The organism is Lysinibacillus sp. HST-98 (assembly GCF_016757845.1).
Classification (GTDB): Bacteria; Bacillota; Bacilli; order Bacillales_A; family Planococcaceae; genus Lysinibacillus; species Lysinibacillus capsici.
In genome coordinates this window covers 43,910-65,972 of sequence record NZ_JAENHX010000004.1, presented here as the reverse complement: position 1 = coordinate 65,972, position 22,063 = coordinate 43,910, and the positions used below count along the sequence as shown (strand labels likewise).

Sequence of the window (22,063 nt, the reverse complement as noted above, 5' to 3'; positions counted from 1 at the left end):
AACTTCATGATGACGAAGGCTCTCGCGATGGCGAGGGTCTTTTTTTGGTATGACAATCATATGTAGTCGAGGTGACAGTTTGCATGAAACTGTTACACAATGGTAAAATGAAAGTTGAATCTATATAGGAAGTGAAAAACATTCATGGCAAACCTATTAAATAAATTATTTGATTTCAATAAACGTGAGCTAAAAAAATTAGAAAAAATTGCTGACCAAGTTGAGAGATTCGCTTCTCAAATGGAACAGCTTTCAGATGATCAACTACAAGCGAAAACAGATGAATTTAAAAAGCGCTATGCTGAGGGTGAGCATTTAGAGTCGATTCGTGCCGAAGCGTTTGCTGTTTGTCGAGAAGCGGCGAAACGTGTATTAGAGATGTACCCATTCCGCGTTCAAATCATGGGGGCAGCTGCTCTTGATGAGGGGAATATCGCGGAGATGAAAACCGGGGAAGGTAAAACTTTAACAGCGACAATGGCTGTTTATTTAAATGCCATCACTGGTAAAGGTGTACATGTTGTAACAGTCAACGAATACCTAGCGAGTCGTGATGCTGCTGAAATGGGACAACTTTATAATTTCTTAGGCTTATCTGTTGGGCTTAATCTGAATAGCCTTTCAAAAGATGAAAAACGTACTGCTTATGAGGCAGATATTACGTATAGTACAAACAATGAGCTAGGATTTGACTACTTACGTGATAACATGGTGCTTTACAAAGAGGAACGTGTACAACGTCCATTGCATTATGCTGTCATTGATGAGGTGGACTCGATCTTAATTGATGAAGCGCGTACGCCATTAATTATTTCGGGTCAAGCTGGGAAATCAGCACAGCTTTATAAACAATCAAATGCGTTTGTGCGTATGTTAAATGCAGAAACGGATTATACGTATGAAGAATCCACAAAAGGTGTTACGTTAACAGATGCAGGTGTGGAAAAGGCAGAAAAAGCATTTGGCATCGATAATCTATTTGATTTGACACATGTTCGATTAAATCATGCGATCAATCAATCATTAAAGGCGCATGTAAGTATGCATAACGATGTCGATTATGTTGTGCAGGATGGCGAAATTGTGATCGTTGATGGCTTTACTGGTCGTTTGATGAAGGGTCGTCGTTATTCTGATGGCTTACACCAAGCAATTGAAGCTAAAGAAGGCGTTGAGATTCAAAATGAATCGATGACTATGGCGACAATTACATTCCAAAACTACTTCCGTATGTATCAAAAGCTTGCAGGGATGACAGGTACAGCGAAAACAGAGGAAGAGGAATTCCGTAATATTTACAATATGAATGTTGTCGCTATTCCGACGAATAAACCGATTGCTCGTGATGATCGTGCTGACTTGATTTTTGCAACGATGGAAGGAAAATATAAAGCAGTTGCTGCTGATATCGCAGAGCGTCATAGAGCTGGTCAACCTGTACTTGTTGGTACAGTTGCTATTGAAACGTCTGAGATTATTTCTAAACTATTGGATAAACATAAAATTCCTCATAATGTATTAAATGCGAAAAACCATGAACGTGAAGCTGAAATCATTGCAAACGCTGGTACAAAGGGTGCAGTGACAATTGCAACAAACATGGCTGGACGTGGTACAGATATTAAACCTGGCGAAGGGGTACTCGAAATTGGCGGTTTAGCGGTAATCGGTACAGAGCGACATGAATCACGTCGTATTGATAATCAGCTTCGTGGACGTTCTGGTCGTCAAGGGAATCCTGGGGTTACACAATTCTACCTATCCCTAGAGGATGATTTAATGCGTCGTTTTGGCTCTGATAATATGAAGTCGATGATGATGCGCTTAGGTATGGATGATTCCCAGCCATTGCAATCTAAAGTTGTGTCGAGAGCTGTAGAATCAGCGCAGAAACGTGTCGAAGGTAATAACTTTGATGCGCGTAAACGATTATTACAATATGACGATGTACTACGTCAGCAACGTGAGATTATTTATAAAGAGCGTTATGATGTGCTAGAAACAGATAATATGCGTGTGCTTGTTGAGTCTATGATTCAAGAAACAATCGATAATGTTGTTAGCCTGTATACTCAAGGTGAACAGAAGGATTGGAACCTAAAGGCTATTGAAGACTTTGTAGCGGCTAATCTTTTAGAGGAAGGTCAACTTAAAGTATCTGATTTCCAAGGCCAGTCTGCTGAAGATATTAATCAGCTAATCTCTGATGCTGTTCATGTTCGTTATGATGAAAAAGAGGCAGAACTGACACCAGAGCGTATGCGTGAGTTTGAAAAGGTTATTTTATTACGATCAATCGATACAAAATGGATTGATCATATTGATGCAATGGATCAACTACGTCAAGGTATCCATCTGCGTGCTTATGGTCAAAACGATCCTCTTCGTGAATATCAACAAGAAGGCTTTGCGATGTTTGAGGATATGGTAGCCTCTATTCGCGAGGATGTTGCGAAATATGCGATGAAAGCAGAAATCCGCAATAATCTGGAGCGTGAAGAGGTGGCAAAGGGGCAGGCTGTTAATCCAAAAGAAGAAGGTGGCTCTGCGCCGAAAAAGCAACCAGTACGTAAAGCTGAAAACATTGGTCGTAATGATTTATGTCCATGTGGTAGCGGCAAGAAATTTAAAAACTGTCATGGCACAGCTCAATAATATCTAGGTGAAAAAATCATTTTAACTACGTGTTGAAATGATTTTTTCTTTGTAAAATAACTCAAAAATGAAGAAATTTTAGTATTAAAAGTCAGAATTTATAGACAATTGAAAAATGTGGGTATACAATAGCTGTAATAATAGGTATATAGTGCAAATTATTGATCCTATTATTATCCTGAATTTTTGATTGTGATACTAAGTCTTAAGGAGGATCGGGATTTTCAAGCAATCTTACTCATTGAAAATAGCGGGAATGTACGCATATTAGTATATTCCTTTTTATTTTGACTGGAAGCAACATAAAATGTATAAAGGGGGACTATAGATGCATAAAAAAGATGTTATGAATAGTGAAACAATGATGTATATGCCTGTGTACGATTCCTTTGGAAATTTATGTACGCAGGTGTATGAGAAAAATAATGAGTATATATCTACGCTACCACCAACGAAATTATTGGACTTTAATCTGCGTTATTTTGGTTCTAGTTTAAGAGGAGCGTTCGATGGTTCGAAAATGATCCTAGGTAAGCTTAATAAAAATCCTATTGTCGTGCACGAACGTTGTAATATTTTATGGTTCCCTAGTAGGTCTCCTCTACATCCTGACTGTATTTGGTTCGCTGTCCATCATATAGATGACTATGTAGCTGTGGATAAAAAGAAGACAAAGGTTACTTTTATGAATGGCAAGGAATTTATTGTGGATGTCAGTGTGAATGCGTTAGAGTCACGGATTCAAAAAGCTTTTTTATTAAAATATAGACTAGAGAAACGAACAAAATATTTACTTGTTCAGTATGACCGTGTGAAAGTATTTCAACGTCTTGCCAAGAATATGTTTGAGGACGAGACGCAGGATAGTTGACTTAATTCCATAAAACATCTGCTGAATAGTATGTTTTCGTTTCTAAAAACGTTATAATAAAAAGATACGGAGCTTTATGAATAAAGTGTTAGCTCCATGACTAACGTTCGGAGGATTTAACGATGATTGAATTAGCAGATGTACGCAATGTATTAGACACTACAGCCAAAAAATTGGCGGACTTTAGGGGGTCTCTTTGACTTAGAGAACAAAGAGGCACGTATTCAAGAGCTTGATGAAATGATGCTTGAGCCAGGCTTTTGGGATGATCAACAGGGTGCTCAGGTGATTATCAATGAAGGAAATGGCTTAAAAGCTATAGTCAATGAATATAAAGATTTAGTGGAAACACATGAAAATTTAGATATGACACTGGAACTTTTGCGTGAAGAACCAGACGAAGAATTACAAGAAGAACTAGGCAAAGAACTAGCAGAATTCCAACAAAAGATGGCTGATTTTGAACTTCAATTACTGCTAAGTGGCCCATACGATCAAAACAATGCCATTTTAGAGCTGCATCCTGGTGCTGGTGGTACGGAGTCACAGGACTGGGGTTCAATGCTATTACGTATGTATACACGGTGGGCTGAGAAGCGTGGATTTAAAGTGGAAACAGTGGACTATCTACCAGGAGATGAAGCTGGAATTAAATCTGTAACATTGTCAATTAAAGGTCACAATGCTTTCGGTTATTTACAAGCGGAAAAAGGAGTGCATCGTCTAGTACGCATTTCTCCATTCGATTCGTCTGGCCGCCGTCATACGTCTTTCGTTTCCTGTGATGTTATGCCAGAGTTTGACGACAATATTGAAATCGATATTCGTACAGAGGATTTAAAAATTGATACGTATCGTGCAACAGGTGCAGGTGGTCAGCATATTAATACGACAGATTCTGCCGTTCGTATTACGCATATTCCTACTGGTACGATCGTACAATGTCAAGCTGAGCGTTCACAGATTAAAAACCGTGAAAAAGCGATGACGATGTTAAAAGGGAAACTATATCAATTAGAACTTGATAAACAGCAGGCGCAATTAGATGAAATACGCGGTGAGCAAAAAGAAATAGGCTGGGGCTCCCAAATTCGTTCGTATGTCTTCCACCCATACTCGATGGTGAAGGATCATCGTACAAATGAAGAAACAGGTAATGTGGGTGCAGTAATGGATGGCGATTTAGATCCATTTATTAATGCCTATTTACGTTCAAAAATAAATTAATACCCAGATTCCCCAAGAGTGAGATGCTCTTGGGGAATTTTTGTTAAAAGGGTGGATGATAGGGTGCATCTTGACTAAGCTGTTTACGTTCACTCATGTAGTATTTATACAGCATAGAAGCGTTAAGAAATTGTTTACTAATGGATGCATATCGGATAGGTAGTTCGATTTGTTTATTATTTTTTAATGTTACAATACACCCCATTTCACTAGGTGTAATATTAATAATTGCATGAAGCCCTATCCATATATTGTGAATGGAGCTGGGTGAATAAGTTGGAAGAAAAATACAGGGATAACCATAATCAAAGGCCACGACGATTGGTAGCTTGTGTTGATTGCCGAAAAAACGTTTAGCCGATTGTTTTGCGGCTTCATAAGTTGATCCTAATGAGAGACAGGATTTTCGAAGGACATGCATCGGTTTGCGTGTAACAATCAGCTCATTATGCTTATCAATCACATGCGTGAAGACTTTGGAGTCATGCTGAATGGGTTGCAGCAAATAAGTATTGAATGACATTAAGTAGCCGTTTACAAAGTTTGTTGTCATATAGGGAGTGCCTCCTTTTTTCTAGTGATAACGGTAGTGTAAAACAGAATATGACTTTCTTAAATTCGATGAAATAGTTGAAAATCGTTCAGAAAAGAACGAAATGCTTAGAGAATTTGCTCTAAATATCAATTGATTAATAGCTAATCCAAGATATTTTCGAATCGTAAGCATTGCTTTTTAATTTCAATTTTCATATAATTTAGAAAAGGATCGAGGTGAGATCGTTGGATAAATATTATTCGTATACAGATTTTCTGAAAGCCGTTGGTCAGTCGAAAAAAGTTGATGAGGCAGAGAAATTATTAAACGAGATTTATTTAGATTTATTTTTAAATCGTATCCAGCGTATGCATCGGCAAGAGCAGCTCATGGTTCTGATTGATAGAGCACTTGATGAAAAAGATGAAAACGCATTTTATCAATACGCATCCGAACTAACTTCCTTACAGCAAACAGAAGATGAATCATATTGACCAACCCGCTCTCCATATCTATTGGAGAGTGGGATTTTTTTGATTTTGAAAATAGTTGCATTGGATGTGAGGAGTGTATGTTTTGGTTAGAAAAAGTGGTTTTGCTTATAGAATGGGGAAAGTCATTTAAAAAGTTTGAGACGCTGTTTATAAAAAAGTGAGTGCCGCTCCGATAAAGTAGAGTCCGCTCATAAAAAGAAGAGAGCCGCTCCAAAGGGAAGTGACCCTGCTCATAAAAGAAGGAGAGCCGCTCCAAAAGTACAGAGCCCGGCTCGTGAGAGAGTGTGAGCTGCACATAAAGCAAAACAGGAAATCTCATCCATCGATGAAGCTTGAAAACCTAATAAAACGGCTATTATAAGAGTAATAAGTTAAATTGACCGTATTGTTATGTAATAAAAATTTTAGAGATGAAAAAAAATTTTACAAACATTCGTTCGTTAAATGTTCGAAATTTTAATATTGCTATGCTAAAATATATGTACAAATTGGAAGGAAAGGACGGGGACATGAGTGCAAACATTTGATTTACAAGCGCCATATCAGCCTAACGGGGATCAGCCACAGGCCATTGCGGAATTAGTGGAGGGTGTGAAAGCAGGCAAACGTCATCAAACATTGCTTGGTGCTACTGGAACAGGTAAGACGTTTACCATTTCGAATGTCATCCAGCAAGTCAAAAAACCAACACTAATCATGGCACACAATAAAACACTAGCTGGCCAGTTGTATAGTGAATTCAAAGAATTCTTCCCGAATAACGCCGTTGAATATTTTGTCAGCTACTATGATTACTACCAACCAGAAGCTTATGTACCGCAGACAGATACCTATATAGAAAAAGACTCTAGCATTAACGATGAAATTGATAAGCTGCGTCACTCTGCTACTTCTGCATTGTTTGAGCGTGAGGATGTCATTATTATTGCATCTGTGTCCTGCATTTATGGTTTAGGTTCTCCCGAAGAATATCGAGAAATGGTTGTTTCCATTCGTACAGGTATGGAAATTGAACGTAATCAGCTTTTACGCAAGCTTGTGGACGTTCAGTATGAGCGAAATGATGTTAGTTTTACTCGCGGAACATTTCGGGTACGTGGAGATGTAGTGGAAATCTTCCCAGCCTCTCGTGATGAGCATTGTATTCGTGTGGAATTTTTTGGTGATGAAATCGATCGCATTCGTGAGGTAGATGCACTAACGGGAGAGATTTTATCGGATAGAGAGCATGTTGCTATTTTCCCAGCATCCCACTTCGTTACACGAGAAGAGAAAATGCGTAAAGCGATTGAAAATATAGAAAAAGAATTAGAGGAACGACTTGCATTATTACGTGCAGAAGATAAATTACTAGAGGCACAACGTTTAGAACAACGTACACGTTATGACTTAGAGATGATGCGTGAAATGGGCTTTTGCTCTGGGATTGAAAACTATTCACGTCATTTAACATTGCGTGAAGCAGGTGCTACTCCATATACGTTGCTAGATTACTTCCCAGAAGATTTTTTACTTGTGGTTGATGAAAGTCACGTAACTCTTCCACAGGTTCGAGGAATGTACAATGGTGACCAAGCGCGTAAAGGTGTGCTCGTAGAACACGGCTTCCGCTTGCCATCAGCACTTGATAACCGTCCTTTGCGTTTTGAAGAGTATGAAAACCGTGTACATCAAGCAATTTATGTATCAGCCACACCTGGTCCATATGAGCTGGAGCATACACCAGAAATGGTAGAGCAAATTATCCGACCAACTGGATTATTAGATCCATTAATCGACGTACGTCCTATTGAAGGGCAAATCGATAATTTAATTGATGAAATACAAGATCGAATTGCGCGTGATGAGCGAGTTTTAGTGACAACGCTAACGAAGAAAATGTCCGAGGATTTATCGGCCTACTTGAAGGAAATGGGCTTAAAAGTAGAATACCTACATTCAGAAATTAAGACACTAGAGCGTATTGAAATTATCCGTGAGCTACGCAAAGGAACGTATGATGTGCTAATTGGTATTAATTTATTGCGTGAAGGTCTTGATATTCCTGAGGTGTCCCTTGTGGCGATTCTAGATGCTGATAAAGAAGGATTTTTACGTTCAGAGCGTTCTTTGATTCAAACTATTGGTCGTGCTGCTCGTAATGCGAATGGTCATGTCATTATGTATGCAGACCATGTAACAGACTCGATGAAAAAGGCGATTGATGAAACGAAACGTCGTCGTGCTTTACAAATGGCTTATAACGAGGAGCATGGTATAACACCTCAAACGATCATTAAGAAAATCCCAGATGTGATTCGTGCAACACAAGTAGCAGAAGAAGAGGAATCCTATGTAACAAAGGCAACAAAAGGCAAAAAGCTGACAAAGGCGGAAAGAGAACAGCTTGTGGCTTCTCTAGAAGTCGAAATGAAGGAAGCAGCAAAAGCGCTTGATTTTGAACGTGCGGCTGAGTTACGAGATACAATATTTGAATTGAAGGTAGAAGGGTGAATGACTTGTGAAAAATACTGAAATCGTCGTGCAAGGTGCACGTGCTCATAATTTAAAAAATATTAATGTCACAATTCCGCGTGACCAATTAGTCGTTTTAACAGGATTATCGGGCTCTGGAAAGTCTTCTCTAGCATTTGACACAATTTATGCGGAGGGCCAGCGTCGTTACGTTGAGTCCCTTTCCGCGTATGCCCGTCAATTTCTTGGACAAATGGATAAGCCAGATGTCGATGCGATAGAAGGTTTATCCCCTGCTATTTCCATTGACCAAAAAACAACAAGTCGTAACCCACGATCTACTGTTGGTACGGTAACGGAAATTTATGATTATCTACGTTTACTTTATGCCCGCATTGGTAAACCAATCTGTCCAAATCATGGTATAGAAATCACTTCCCAAACGATTGAGCAAATGGTGGATCGTTTATTAACCTATCCTGAGAGAACTAAGATGCAGCTCCTTGCACCAATGGTTTCTGGACGTAAGGGTAGCCATGTTAAACTGCTAGAAGATTTAAAAAAGCAGGGGTTTGTTCGTGTACGAATTGATGGGGAATTGCGTGATTTAGATGATGCTATCGAACTTGATAAAAATAAAAAGCATTCCATCGAAGTAGTAGTGGACCGTGTTGTTATGAAGGAAGGGATTGCTGCTCGTCTGAGTGACTCTTTAGAAACGGCTTTACGCCTGGCAGATGGACGTGTGCTTGTTGATGTGATGGAACATGAAGAGTTACTATTTAGTGAGCATCACGCCTGCCCATTATGTGGTTTTTCTATTGGTGAGTTAGAGCCTCGTATGTTTTCATTTAATAGTCCGTTTGGTGCTTGTCCAAGCTGTGATGGCTTAGGTTCAACACAAGAGGTGGATTTAGATTTAGTGGTGCCTGATTGGGATCGTTCCTTGTTAGAGCATGCCATCGCACCATGGGAACCAACAAGTTCGCAGTACTACCCACAATTACTAAAAGCTGTGTGTGATCATTACGATATTCCTATGGACGTGCCTGTGAAGGATTTGCCAAAGGAAAAAATGGACAAGGTTTTATATGGCTCTGGAAAAGACAAGATACACTTCCATTATGAAAATGAGTTTGGCAATGTGCGAGATCAAATGATTGAATTTGAGGGTGTCGTGCGCAATGTTGAGCGACGTTTTAAAGAGACGACATCCGATTATGTTCGTGAGCAGATGGAAAAATACATGGCACAGCAGTCTTGCCCTTCATGTAAAGGGTATCGTTTAAAGCCTGAAACGCTAGCAGTGAAAGTAGCTGATAAACATATCGGTGAGGTCACACAATATTCAATTCAGGAAGCAGACACATTCTTCAAAGAGCTTAATCTTACTGAAAAGGATATGCAAATTGCTCGATTAGTTTTACGAGAAATCGAAGAACGATTGGGCTTCCTTGTGAATGTTGGTTTAGACTATTTAACATTGAGTCGTGCAGCAGGTACATTATCTGGTGGAGAAGCACAACGTATTCGCCTTGCTACGCAAATTGGTTCACGATTAACGGGAGTCCTCTATATTTTAGATGAGCCTTCGATTGGTTTGCACCAGCGTGATAATGATCGGCTGATTAGCACGCTACAAAATATGCGTGACATCGGGAATACGCTGATTGTGGTAGAGCATGATGAAGATACGATGCTTGCAGCAGATTATCTCATCGATGTAGGACCTGGAGCAGGCGTCCATGGCGGTCAAATTGTGGCAGCAGGTACACCGCAGGAAGTTATGAATAATGAAAAATCTTTAACTGGACAATATTTAAGCGGTAGAAAGTTTATTCCTTTACCAATAGAAAGACGTCAACCAAATGATCGAAAGCTCTCTATTAAAGGTGCCAAGGAAAATAATTTACGCAATGTTAAAGTAGATGTTCCATTAGGCATATTTGTGGCAGTGACAGGTGTGTCTGGTTCAGGGAAATCGACACTGATTAATGAAATTTTATATAAATCTTTGGCACAGAAGCTGAATCGTTCAAAGGTTAAGCCTGGTGAGCATAAAGAAGTGACAGGTATCGATGAGCTTGAAAAAGTAATCGATATTGACCAATCGCCAATTGGGCGTACACCTCGTTCAAATCCAGCAACTTATACAGGTGTTTTTGATGATATTCGCGATGTTTTCGCAGCAACAAATGAAGCAAAGGTACGAGGCTACAAAAAAGGACGCTTTAGCTTTAATGTCAAGGGTGGTCGCTGTGAAGCATGTCGTGGTGACGGCATTATCAAAATTGAAATGCATTTCCTTCCAGATGTTTATGTACCATGTGAAGTATGTCACGGCAAACGGTATAACCGTGAAACACTTGAGGTGAAGTATAAAGATAAGAGTATTGCAGATATTCTAGATATGACGATTGAAAATGCAGTTGTGTTCTTTGAAAATATTCCAAAAATCCAGCGTAAGCTACAAACGATTGTTGATGTGGGGTTGGGCTATATGAAATTAGGACAACCAGCCACAACCTTATCGGGCGGTGAGGCGCAGCGTGTAAAACTGGCCTCTGAATTACATCGACGCTCAACAGGGAAATCCTTCTATATCTTAGATGAACCAACAACAGGATTACATGCCGATGATATTGCTCGTTTACTTGTCGTGTTGCAGCGTCTTGTTGAAAACGGTGATTCAGTATTAGTTATTGAGCATAACTTAGATGTGATTAAAACAGCTGATTATATCATTGACTTAGGTCCAGAAGGTGGAGACAAAGGTGGTACGATTGTTGCAACTGGTACACCTGAAGAGGTAGTAGAAGTAGCTGGCTCCTATACAGGCAAATACTTAAAGCCAATTCTGGAACGTGATCGTATGCGAATGGATGCTTTACTAGCTGAAGCTTCTAAGTCTTAAGGGTTTTACATTCGAATGGAAATGATTAATCTGGATTTGAAAGGTGATCTGAAATTGGAGAAAGTCGCTCAATCCAGATTGAAAATAATCCGATATGGGAAGAACCCGCTCAAATATAGGTCAAAAGTGATCCAACAAATCTAAAAAAAGAGCCATAAAATCTTCATAGGTAAAAGCCTGACGATGTTGAAATGAAAAGACCCAATTTATTCAATTTTGCAGTGAAACTTTTCACATGATGAATCGTATAAATAGTATAACGAACTGAGGGAGGCTATTTATTTATGCAAAATGAACGTCAACGAATTTTAGAACTTGTAGAAAAAGGAACAATTTCGGCACAAGAGGCGATTACATTATTAGAAGCATTAGAGCAACCTGGCAAGTCTACTCAACATGTTATGAATGATGTGTCGAAAGAGACGCAATCCTTTTCAAGTGAAAAAGAGCCATTATTTGAAGAAAAATCAAAAGATGGTGACAAGAAAAAAGATGATTTTATGAAATACTTCCAAGATGAAATGCAAGATTTTCGTAAGGATTTAACGCAAATCGGTTCTCTTTTTATGGATATGATGAATACGGCTGTTAAAAAGGTAAAGGAATTTGATGTAGCTTCTCCATTTGGAGATAAAAGTGAATTTACCCATACAGAAGAAGTGGCTGCTGCCAATGTAGACAATATTATCGTTGAATTACCTAATGGTAACTTCTCATTGGAATCCAGTGAAGGAGAAACTCTTCAGGTGATTTGCAAGGTAAAGGCACCTTTAATGAACGAAAGTGAAGAAGAAACTCGCAATCACTTTTTAGAGCAATTTGTTGTGAAAGAGGAAGAACAATCACTTCGTATTTTGAGCCAATTAAAGCTGGTTCAAGTCAATGTGAAGGTGCTAGTACCAAAGGATAAACTTGAAAAATTATCTGTTCGTCTAATGAATGGTAGTGTTTCATTACAGAATACAGATTTTGAAGAATTAAAAGTGAAAACGTTAAACGGTGCCATTAAAGGTACGAAGTTTAATTTTGGAAAAGCTGAAGTGGATTCTTCTAATGGTTCCATTGAATTAACGAATGTTCGAGGTAAGGATTTAGAGGCTGAAACATTGAATGGGCGTGTTTATTTGGATGGTGCATTGGATGAAGTTGAAGCTAAGTCTGTCAATGGACATGTAGTCGTAACAACATGCTCGACAAATTCTTCTAAAATTAAAGCTCAAACAGTTGCTGGAGCAGTAGAATTGTATGTCCCACGAACAATTTCATTGAGCGGTAAAGTCGTAACGAATTTCGGTAAAGTGGATGTGGGTATCCAGGATGTTTCTAAAATGGAGTCTCAAGATCAATTCTTATCCAAAGTAGTCCGTTTCGACAAAGAAGTTGAAAATGCGAATCGCCTATTTATCGAAGGTGAATCGAAAACTGGTGCTGTTTTAGTACGCTACACAACAACAGATGAACAACAAATTTAACAGTAGGAGCATTCAAGTTAAAGCTTGAATGCTTTTTCTTTTCAAACAGGATTCGACCTAGCATATAGAGGCGAATCTTGTTTTTATTTTTGTCATATTTTTAAGGATAATGGCAAGGAAAGAATGAAATAGAAGGAACTGCCACGGATTGAAATGAAAATGTAATAAAAAAACAGAAATAGAGTGCTATAATAGTAAAAGAAATACCTCTTACATAGATGAGAGTTTTAGGTGGTTTAATCATGATAGAAATGAAAAATGTGACAAAGAAATACCCAAACGGTGTTGTTGCGACAAATGGTATTTCCATTAATATAAAGCAAGGCGAATTTGTGTATGTTGTTGGCCCAAGTGGGGCAGGGAAATCCACATTTATTAAATTGATGTACCGGGAAGAAAAAGCAACATCAGGACAAATAATTGTAAATGGTATTGATTTAGCAACTTTAAAGAATAAGAAGGTCCCTTTTTTGCGCCGTCAACTTGGTGTAGTTTTCCAAGATTTCAAATTGCTACCTCGTTTGAATGTTTATGAGAATGTAGCGTTTGCGCTTGAAGTAATAGAGGAAAAGCCAGATGAAATCCGACGCCGGGTTATGGAAGTGTTAGAACTAGTTGGATTGAAGCATAAAGCAAGAATGTTTCCGAATGAACTTTCAGGCGGAGAGCAGCAACGTGTATCGATTGCTCGTTCGATCGTCAATGTTCCAAAAGTGGTGATTGCAGATGAACCTACGGGGAACCTTGACCCTGAAACATCATGGGAAATTATGAATTTATTTGAGGAAATTAATGCACGTGGGACAACGATTGTAATGGCAACCCACAACCGTGAAATTGTAAATACGATTCGTCGTCGTGTTATTGCCATTGAAGGCGGCTTAATTGTCCGTGATGAACACGGAGGTGAATACGGCTATGAAATTTAGTACAGTAAAGCGCCACTTCCGGGAAAGTATCAAATCACTTGGTCGTAATAGCTGGATGACCATTGCCTCTGTCAGTGCCGTTACCGTTACGCTCATTCTAGTAGGTGTTTTTGCGCTTATTATGATGAATTTAAATAAAGTAGCAACGGATTTAGAAAACGATGTCGAAATTAAAGTGTTAATTGATGAGACAGCAGATGAAGCTGCGGAAAAAGCACTCATCGAAAAAGTCAAAAAATTGCCTGGTGTCTCAGAAATGACATATTCCACTAAGGAAGATGAGTTAACCAAGCTAGTAAAAGACTTTGGTGATGATTTTAAACTATTTGAACAAAGTAACCCTTTACGTAACGTTATTTATGTAAAAGCCGCTGATCCACAGCAAACAGCAAAAGTTGCGAAAACCATTGATAAATATGAGTATACATATGATGTAATGTATGGCGAAGGAAAAGTTGAAAAACTATTTAACTTCTTAAATATTAGTCGTAATGTAGGAATCGTACTTATTTTAGGGTTATTATTTACGGCAATTTTCTTAATTTCGAATACAATTCGTATAACGATTATAGCTCGTCGTGATGAAATAGAAATTATGAAACTTGTAGGGGCTACAAATTCATTCGTGCGTATCCCATTCTTATTAGAAGGTATGTGGCTTGGAATTTTAGGTTCAATTATTCCGATTGCGGTTGTCACAACCCTTTACCACAATATATATAAAATTATTGCACCACGTTTACAAGGAGAGCTTGTTCAATTACTAGATTTTTCTCCACTTGTGTATCAGGTAAGCGGTCTTCTGTTACTAATTGGTGTACTGATCGGTATTTGGGGAAGTTTCATGTCAGTACGTAAGTTTTTAAAAATTTAGTCACAACGGATATTTGTGAAAAAGAAAAGAATAGTCGAAGGGGAGTTCAATCGGTGAAAAGTAAGGCGAAAAACACATTAAAAACACTTGCAGCAGCATCTGCTCTAATTCTTTTTATCCAAACTCCATCAGCATATGCAACAAGTTTATCGGATTTAAAAGAAGAAAAGAAACAAGTTGAAACAAAGAAGAATCAGTTAAATTCATCTATCAGCAATAAATCAAATGCAATTACAGCTAATCAAGAAAAGCAACAACAAATCTTAGATCAAATTCAAGCATTGAACGCTGAAATCGACAAAACTAATAGTAATATTAAAAAAGTACAAGCAGATATTCGGGTAACAAATGAGGAAATTAAAAAGTTAGAAGCTTCTATTGAAGAGCTTTTGCATAAAATTGAAGAGCGCGATTTATTGTTACAAGAACGTGCACGTGCCATTCAAGCTGGGGGCTCTGTAAGTTATTTAGATGTATTGCTAGGCTCTAATAGTTTTGTAGACTTTATTGATCGTTTTTCTGCAGTTAATGCATTATTGGAAGCGGATCGTCAAATTATTCAAGATCAAAAAGATGATAAACAAAAATTAGAAGAGCAAAAGCAAAGTGTAGAAGAGAAACGTAAAAACCTAGAAGGTAAAAAAGCTGAGCTTGAACGATTAAAAGCATCCTTAGACAGTCAAAAAACTGAGAAAAATAAACTAGTAGACCAATTAGAGAAAGAGCAAGAAAAGCTGAAATCCGAAAAGGTATTACTTGAAAAAGAATACTCGGAGGCTTTGGAAGTAAGTCAGGAATTGCAAGATCAAATTATTGCTGAACAAAATCGTTTGGCTGAAATTGCGCGTCAGCAAGAGGCGAAACGTAAAGCAGCCGCCGCGGCCGCAGCAGCAGCTGCTGCTAACAATGGTGGCGGATCATCTGGTGGTACAGTCCATGCGCCTCAATCAAACGGAACTTGGATTAAACCGACGAATGGTCGCTTAACATCACCATATGGTTGGCGAAATCTTGGAGCAGGTCCTGAATTCCATTATGGTGTCGACCTTGCAAATGCAACGGGAACACCAATATGGGCAGCAGCAGATGGCGTTGTTTCTTACGCAGCACCACTTAGTTCGTATGGTAATGTTGTCATTGTGACGCACTCTATCGATGGACAAATTTACACAACCGTTTATGCACATTTAAGTGCATTTAATGTTAGTGTAGGACAAGAAGTAACACAAGGTCAGCAAATTGCAGCCATGGGTAGTACAGGTCGCTCTACTGGCCCACACTTACACTTTGAAGTGCATATTGGTCCTTGGAAAGGACAAGCAGTCGGCAGTGTAAATCCACTGAAATATATTCCATTGTAAACATAAAAGCTATACACTAGCGTTTTCTAGTGTATAGCTTTTAATATTTCATCGAATGTTTCACCATTCACACTTATAGGTTTACCCATTAATAGGCAATAAACCATTTTTGAATAAGTAATAGCCAATTGATAGACAACATCAGCTTGTTTGTTATTTAATAAGGTTCTTTTTACTCCCCAAGTACTTAAGACTAAATGCAAATCATCTAATCGTGGATTTTCACGATTGATAATGGCAAAACTTTTATTGGTACCATTGTCAACTTCCCAAATTGTCATCTTATTTACTATTTCTAGAAGATTTTTATTAGGTAAAAAATCTTGTAGTAAATTCTTTGTTCGATACTCTGAGTACAGCATCAGAACACTAATACCAAGAAAAATAGCAGCAATCCATAGGATAAGTCTCTTTGAAAGTATCACTCCTCCCCTTTTCTCATTTTGCGAATTATTCGATTGAAAGTTTCATCGCTATTATAAGATTCTAAATAATGTTATGATGAATATATACTTAATGGGGTATTTTTATTGTTGTTATTTCTGAAGATTTTCTTAAAACAGTGTGAAATAGTCTTTTTTTAAAAAGGTTCTATGCTATGCTTTCGGAGGAGGATTCGTTGAATTGATAAATACAGAGTGGTACTCAATCCGAACGTTAACTTTACCAGCTACTGCAGTCGCTTTACTTATTACTTTTATTATTGTGTGGCTTATCTTGCGCTTACAATTTTCTAAAAAGTGGTCTGAGCTATATAGTGATGCCATTTTGACCTTTATTATTGTTTGGAAGTTAAGTTTGCTTGTGACAGATTTCAAAACGGTAATAAACAATCCAATTACATTGCTTTATTTTAATGGTGGAACAATGGGGGTTCTTCTCGGTGTCATCGTAGCAACCTTGCAAATATGGAGAAAGCGACAGTGTCTACAGTTTGAGGAACAAGAGATGATAGCTGGTAGCTGGGCTATTATTCTAACGCAATCCATTTATCAAATGCTTGCTGTTCTACTTAATGACAACAACACATCGAGTGAAGTTATAACATTAGCTGTGCTTAGTGTAGTCACGCTCGTCATATTATGGAGATTAGTAGCGGTGAAACAAGCTCTCATACTCTATACAATTAGCTATTTGATAGTGGCTATCTTCCAGCCGCTTGGTATAGGGCAAATATCTGTAGTTGTCAGTGTAATACTATTTTGTTTGGGCTTAACTATTCAGCATGAACGCATCAATGTGGGAGGTAAGAAATGAAAAAAAATATTGGGCTGCTGATCGTTGTGCTATTAGTGGTTGCGATGATTGGTACATATGTAAAACAACAAATTGACGAAGAACGTGCTATTGATAAATCGGCCCTAGGTAAGGATATGGAGGAGCTAGAAACCGGCTTAAGCAAAGGCGATATACCGCCTGATTTCACCTTAACAAGCTTAGACGGGGAAGATATCACGTTAAGCGATCTTCGTGGAAAAAAAGTCGTTTTAAATTTCTGGGCGACATGGTGCCCACCTTGTAAGGCGGAAATGCCGCATATGCAAAGCTTCTATGATGAGTATGCAGAAGAGAAAAACGTTGAAATTATAGCGGTCAATTTAACAGAAGCCGAACGTGATGTGACCGCTGATGCCAAAGTGGACACAGTGATGACATTTAGAGATAGCTTTGAGCTAACGTTCCCTATTTTATTGGACCCTGACAATGAAGCTGGCTTGAATTATCAAGTCATTACGATTCCAACCACCTATTTTATTGATTCCAAGGGCCTCATTCAACGCGCCATCAGAGGACCGATGGACGTGGATATGTTAAATGATTATGTAGATGCACTGGATTGATTCATAAAAAATCTGCTCGTTTTCTATTGTGGAAACGAGCAGATTTTTTTATTTTTCATGTAGCTAGGATGAATACCCGCGAAGTCGAGGCGAATACTCGCGGAAGCAGAGTAAATACCCGCGAAGTCAAGGTGAATACTCGCGGAACCAAGGTACATTCCCTAGAATCAACAACCAACATGCATGTGTAAAGTCAAATATTCTCTCTTAACAAATTTGAAAGGTAATTTTGTATGTTTGAAAAAATAGAGTCATACAGTAAAAGAGACGGAGGAGGGAAGATTTGCGCAAATTAACAGCCGGTGTCGGAGTCCTACTTAGTAGTTTGGTGGTGGGCAGTGGTATTTACTTTGATTGGTTTAATATTGGCGATAAAAAAGAGCCTGTTACGGAGGTTGATACTATTGGTGAGGCTATGACAATCATTGAAGAAAAATCAGTATATAGTACAAAAAAGGATGCATTGGTGGAGGGGGCTCTTCGTGGGATGGCTGATGCCATTAAAGATCCTTATAGTACGTATTACTCCAAGGAAGAGGCTGAGCAACATCGGCAAATGCTAGCTGAGGAACGAGTAGGCATCGGTATTGAACTAACAGAAAATAAAGGGAAGTTTATCGTTGTGTCACCTGTTCGCTCATCACCCGCAGAGAAAGCTGGCATGCGTTCACTCGATGAAATTGTACAAGTTGATGGGGTACGTATAGATGGGAAAACGATGAGTGAATTAATGCATTTAATTCAAGGAGAAAAGGGAACGAAAGTAACCATTGTTGTCTATCGTCCAAGTGAAGATAAGCATATTAAGATGACGATGGAGCGTGCAGCAATTTCCAATAAAACGGTAACTAGTGAGGTAGTGAAGGTAGAAGATACAGCCATTGGCTATGTAGTAATCTCATTATTCGGTGAAAAAACCGCCAATGAATGGGTGGCAGAAACGAGTAAATTACTTCGTAAAGATGTGGAAGGAATTGTGATCGATGTACGGGATAATCCAGGTGGTTATTTACATAGCGTCGCAGCGCTACTGAGCACAGTATTAGACAATGGCAAAGTATTTGCATATATGCAAAATGCGGAAGGTGCTATGGAACCATTAAAAACGCAAACAAAAGGCTTTGATGAAAAATATATAGAAACGATGAATAAAATTCCAATTGTTGTTTTGCAAAATCAAGGTAGTGCATCTGCAAGTGAAGTATTGAGCGGTGCTTTAAAAGGCTGGGGACGCGCTTCTCTTGTAGGGGTTAAGAGCTTTGGAAAAGGGACTGTACAAGAATCTTGGGAGCTTTCCAATGGCGGGGAGCTTAAATTATCAACCAACAAATGGCTAACACCAAAACGTGAATGGATTCATGGGCAGGGCATTGAAGCCAGTTTAATGATCGAGCAAAATGAACTGTTTGCTTTTCAACTGCATCCACTAACGGGTAAGTTTAAAGTGGGTGATATGAGTGAAGAGATTTCCTATTCACAAAATGCCTTGCAGAAACTAGGCTATCAAATCGATCGTTTAGATGGCTATATGGATGAAACGACCGCAGAGGCCGTTAATCTTTATCGTAAACAGAAAAAGTTAAAGCTAGCAGAAGATGAATTTTATATGGACACGACTTTCTTTAATAGTTTAAACGAAACGTTAAAGGATTTTAAAGCAGATCGTCAAAATGACCAACAATTCCAAATGGCCACTAGTTTTTTACTGCATACGATTGACCAATAAAACTTGCTGACAGAACAAAAATACCATAATACAAAGCTTTCTATGAGTTTGTACTACGCAAGCGTGTAGTCCTTTGATACAATAAATTCATAGTATTCAACAAAGAAATGGCGGGTGTTCGTATGGTTAGTGAGATATTAATAGAAATTGTAACAGCGATTGGCCGCTTTTTACTCAACCCATTACTATATATAGTCATAATATTTGCTATTATTTTAGGTTATCGTCGAGTAAAACAGGAGCGTAAAAATTTTAATAGACGTATTATTTGGGGCTGGACGGAGCTAATCGGACAATGGAAAGATGGGTGGCTCTATGCACTAATTATTTCTGTCATTAGTATTGGAGCAGGTCTAACTGTCCCAAAGGAATTTTTAATCATTTTAACGGCAGTTTCTATAGTAGCACTTCTCTTATTTGTCATGAATGCAATGTCACCTATTTTAACAATGGGGATTGCCACACTTGCCATATGGGGTATGTCCTATTACAATTGGTCATTTTCCTGGTGGAAAATTTCAGTAGAGGGTGTCCATTTAGAGAGTGGCGCAATTGTGACAATTACCATTCTTGCGGGCCTTTGTGTCATTGCAGAAGGGCTATTAATTCGACGTATGGCGATGAAGGTTACAACACCTTGTATTGAGAAAACGAAGCGGGGTATGCAGGCAATTGTCTATCGGTCAAAAAATGTATGGGTATTACCTATTTTCTTTGTTATTCCTGGCGATGCGATTTCGGCTATATTCCCATATTGGCCACAGTTTACGTTAGGTCATAGTAGCTTTGCACTTGTGTTATTTCCACTTGTCATTGGCTTTACTAAACTGACAAGAAAGGAATTACCAGCTTACATGTATCCAAAAATTGGCCGACCTGTTTTTTTACTAGGACAGCTTATTTTAATTGGAGGATTGGCTGCATATTTTGAGCCATTGATTGGATTCATTACACTTACTGTTGGTGTAATTATCCGTATTATAATTGCTATCTACTTTGCACAACAGGAAAAAACAGATCATTATGCAGTTGCGCCAAGTACGAAGGGGGCTATTATTGCAGCCGTGCTTCCAGATTCACCTGCTGAGAAAATGGGCTTACTTGCAGGGGAATGTATCCGTAAAGTAAATGGAGTGTCAATTTTTACAGAAAATGAGTTATACGAAGCACTGCAATTAAATGCAGCTCATTGTCGTCTCGAGGTTTTAGACCGAAACAATGAATTACGTTTAACGCAACATGTGATTTATAGCAATGATCATTACCGCATTGGATTATTATTAGCTGAGCCGAGGGAAGTATAATGGACGTTTTCGGGAAAATGATGTTAGCATTATTCATACCAGCTTTATTGGTATTACTATTCACTAGAATTACCTATAATCGCTATGTTGCATTATTATTAGCCATTGCACTTATTGCTGCCTCTGTATATGCAGGCTATACGTCCCCACCTATTATTTTCGTTATCGATGCATTTTCATTAACAGTAGGCTTTTGGCTAGCAAGTAAAATGAATAAATAAGAAAGGGTCAGTCCAGGCATAAACTGTACCCTATAAGATGACCTTTTTCAAGTGTCTATCTTATAGGGTACAGTTTAACAATAGGACTGACCTTTTTACATGAAAAATCGCACAGCTGCCATAATGATTACTCCTGCAACTACTGTAATCGATAAGCTTTTTGTGACAAGGGCAATAATAAGAGTAGGAACAAATGTAATAAAGACTGGCCAATCAAATGTCACTACTTTGCCGCTTTCAGTATCTATTAAATTTTCAATGACAAGAGCACTTAATATGCAAACAGGAATAAAACTAAGCCATTTTAGCACAACATCAGGTAGTGTTACACTACGCACAAAAATAAATGGAATGACACGTGGTAGCCATGTTACAAGTGCGCAACCGATAATAAGCCAGACCATATAAGAAGTTGTTGTCATTTATCTGTCACCACCCCAATTGTTGCGACAATCACGGTTGCCAGTAGCACAGCCACATGTGAAGGGACTACATAAGAAAGACCATACATAATAACCGCCATATAGCCAATTAACTTGATATAATGCATGATTTTACTTTTGCCAACACTGCTCAATTGCAAAACTAAAAGTGCAATAAACATGGCAACCAAGGCAAAATCTAAACCCCATTTTTCAGGATTTGCTACCCACTGTCCTAAAAAGGCACCCGTAATACAGGAAAGAATCCAGAAGATATAGGCTGTTATATTTAACCCATCCATCCATTTACCATATAATTTACCTGTTTGCATTTGCTTTGTTACTGCTACACCAAAGGTTTCATCCGTTAATAATGTACCAAAGCCAACATTTTTAAGCATGGAGTAGCGCGTAAAATGAGGTGCTAATGTTAAACTCATTAATAAATGGCGTAGATTCACTACGAAAATGGTTACAATGATAGCAGAGGCAGGGCTACTTGTTAAAAGAAGTGCACAAAAAATAAATTGTGCAGAGCCTGCGTAAATCAGTATCGTTAATAGCGCGATTTCAAGGACAGATAACCCTGAAGCGGAACCTACAACCCCAAATGCCAGTCCTATACTAATATAACCGAGTAATGTAGGCACGCAATCTTTAACGCCTTGTAAAAAACTGTCATTGGAAGAGCTTGTTGTGTCATCATGTTGAAGCTCTGTTGTACTTGTCATAAATAGGTCATCCTTTCTTGATAATTTCCATG

At 38.4% G+C, this 22,063-nt stretch carries 19 protein-coding genes; 15 read left to right on the top strand and 4 right to left on the bottom strand.

Going from position 1 to position 22,063, the window contains the following annotated elements:
• The first annotated feature begins 144 nt into the window (after positions 1 to 144).
• The 3 genes from secA (at position 145) to prfB (ending at position 4,753) form a co-directional block, all read left to right on the top strand.
• Complete coding sequence (secA, locus tag JIN86_RS11265) at positions 145 to 2,655, top strand: preprotein translocase subunit SecA (RefSeq protein ID WP_004227534.1); 2,511 nt, start codon at positions 145 to 147, stop codon at positions 2,653 to 2,655.
• Positions 2,656 to 2,983: 328 nt separating this feature from the next.
• Complete coding sequence (locus JIN86_RS11260; RefSeq protein WP_004227533.1) at positions 2,984 to 3,526, top strand: competence protein ComK; 543 nt, start codon at positions 2,984 to 2,986, stop codon at positions 3,524 to 3,526.
• Between the two features lie 122 nt (positions 3,527 to 3,648).
• Positions 3,649 to 4,753, top strand: a protein-coding gene (gene prfB, locus JIN86_RS11255; RefSeq protein ID WP_237497242.1) for a peptide chain release factor 2 whose coding sequence is annotated in 2 segments (ribosomal slippage) — positions 3,649 to 3,723 and positions 3,725 to 4,753 — 1,104 coding nt in all. Because the reading frame shifts where the segments join, the coding sequence is not laid out codon by codon here.
• A 43-nt stretch (positions 4,754 to 4,796) separates the two neighbouring features.
• Here the strand turns inward: prfB and JIN86_RS11250 are convergent.
• Positions 4,797 to 5,306 (bottom strand): competence protein ComK, encoded by a 510-nt coding sequence (locus JIN86_RS11250; protein ID WP_004227527.1) that lies wholly within the window; start codon positions 5,304 to 5,306, stop codon positions 4,797 to 4,799.
• A gap of 227 nt (positions 5,307 to 5,533) precedes the next feature.
• Between JIN86_RS11250 and JIN86_RS11245 the strand changes: the two genes are divergently transcribed.
• The 7 genes from JIN86_RS11245 (at position 5,534) to JIN86_RS11215 (ending at position 15,786) form a co-directional block, all read left to right on the top strand.
• Positions 5,534 to 5,782: an IDEAL domain-containing protein gene (locus JIN86_RS11245; RefSeq protein WP_004227526.1), complete on the top strand. Its 249-nt coding sequence runs from the start codon at positions 5,534 to 5,536 to the stop codon at positions 5,780 to 5,782.
• A gap of 513 nt (positions 5,783 to 6,295) precedes the next feature.
• Positions 6,296 to 8,275 carry an excinuclease ABC subunit UvrB gene (gene uvrB, locus JIN86_RS11240; protein ID WP_004227522.1) on the top strand — a complete coding sequence of 660 codons (1,980 nt, stop codon included), beginning with the start codon at positions 6,296 to 6,298 and terminating at the stop codon, positions 8,273 to 8,275.
• Positions 8,276 to 8,282: 7 nt separating this feature from the next.
• The gene (gene uvrA / locus JIN86_RS11235; RefSeq protein ID WP_202341953.1) at positions 8,283 to 11,150 is read left to right on the top strand and encodes an excinuclease ABC subunit UvrA; all 2,868 of its coding nucleotides are present in this window, start codon (positions 8,283 to 8,285) and stop codon (positions 11,148 to 11,150) included.
• 284 nt (positions 11,151 to 11,434) lie between these two features.
• On the top strand, positions 11,435 to 12,622 hold the full coding sequence (locus tag JIN86_RS11230) for a DUF4097 family beta strand repeat-containing protein (protein WP_202341952.1): 1,188 nt from the start codon (positions 11,435 to 11,437) through the stop codon (positions 12,620 to 12,622).
• A gap of 242 nt (positions 12,623 to 12,864) precedes the next feature.
• Positions 12,865 to 13,551, top strand: a complete 687-nt coding sequence (gene ftsE, locus JIN86_RS11225) for a cell division ATP-binding protein FtsE (RefSeq protein WP_004227515.1) — start codon at positions 12,865 to 12,867, stop codon at positions 13,549 to 13,551.
• Entirely contained in the window at positions 13,541 to 14,425 is an 885-nt protein-coding gene (gene ftsX / locus JIN86_RS11220; protein WP_004227513.1) for a permease-like cell division protein FtsX, read from the top strand. Before ftsE ends, ftsX begins: the two co-directional genes overlap by 11 nt.
• 53 nt (positions 14,426 to 14,478) lie before the next feature.
• Positions 14,479 to 15,786 (top strand): murein hydrolase activator EnvC family protein, encoded by a 1,308-nt coding sequence (locus tag JIN86_RS11215; RefSeq protein WP_004227512.1) that lies wholly within the window; start codon positions 14,479 to 14,481, stop codon positions 15,784 to 15,786.
• A 26-nt stretch (positions 15,787 to 15,812) separates the two neighbouring features.
• On the opposite strand, the gene JIN86_RS11210 is transcribed toward JIN86_RS11215, so the two are convergent.
• On the bottom strand, positions 15,813 to 16,067 hold the full coding sequence (locus tag JIN86_RS11210; protein WP_225340727.1) for a hypothetical protein: 255 nt from the start codon (positions 16,065 to 16,067) through the stop codon (positions 15,813 to 15,815).
• Positions 16,068 to 16,410: 343 nt separating this feature from the next.
• On the opposite strand from JIN86_RS11210, the gene JIN86_RS11205 reads away from it, so the two are divergent.
• From JIN86_RS11205 to JIN86_RS11185, 5 genes are all read left to right on the top strand, one after another.
• A complete protein-coding gene (locus JIN86_RS11205) occupies positions 16,411 to 17,043 on the top strand; it encodes a hypothetical protein (RefSeq protein ID WP_202341951.1) in 633 nt (210 codons plus the stop codon).
• Positions 17,040 to 17,627, top strand: a complete 588-nt coding sequence (locus JIN86_RS11200; protein WP_009374154.1) for a redoxin domain-containing protein — start codon at positions 17,040 to 17,042, stop codon at positions 17,625 to 17,627. The genes JIN86_RS11205 and JIN86_RS11200 overlap by 4 nt, the downstream gene beginning before the upstream one ends.
• 283 nt (positions 17,628 to 17,910) lie before the next feature.
• Positions 17,911 to 19,353, top strand: coding sequence for a S41 family peptidase (locus JIN86_RS11195; RefSeq protein ID WP_004227506.1), 1,443 nt, complete (start codon positions 17,911 to 17,913; stop codon positions 19,351 to 19,353).
• 122 nt (positions 19,354 to 19,475) lie between these two features.
• The gene (locus tag JIN86_RS11190; protein WP_009374153.1) at positions 19,476 to 20,657 is read left to right on the top strand and encodes a PDZ domain-containing protein; all 1,182 of its coding nucleotides are present in this window, start codon (positions 19,476 to 19,478) and stop codon (positions 20,655 to 20,657) included.
• On the top strand, positions 20,657 to 20,878 hold the full coding sequence (locus JIN86_RS11185) for a DUF2198 family protein (protein ID WP_004227503.1): 222 nt from the start codon (positions 20,657 to 20,659) through the stop codon (positions 20,876 to 20,878). Before JIN86_RS11190 ends, JIN86_RS11185 begins: the two co-directional genes overlap by 1 nt.
• A 95-nt stretch (positions 20,879 to 20,973) precedes the next feature.
• Here the strand turns inward: JIN86_RS11185 and JIN86_RS11180 are convergent, their stop codons facing one another.
• Positions 20,974 to 21,300, bottom strand: coding sequence for an AzlD domain-containing protein (locus JIN86_RS11180; RefSeq protein ID WP_004227502.1), 327 nt, complete (start codon positions 21,298 to 21,300; stop codon positions 20,974 to 20,976).
• The gene (locus tag JIN86_RS11175) at positions 21,297 to 22,031 is read right to left on the bottom strand and encodes an AzlC family ABC transporter permease (protein WP_009374151.1); all 735 of its coding nucleotides are present in this window, start codon (positions 22,029 to 22,031) and stop codon (positions 21,297 to 21,299) included. Before JIN86_RS11175 ends, JIN86_RS11180 begins: the two co-directional genes overlap by 4 nt.
• Positions 22,032 to 22,063: the final 32 nt, after the last annotated feature.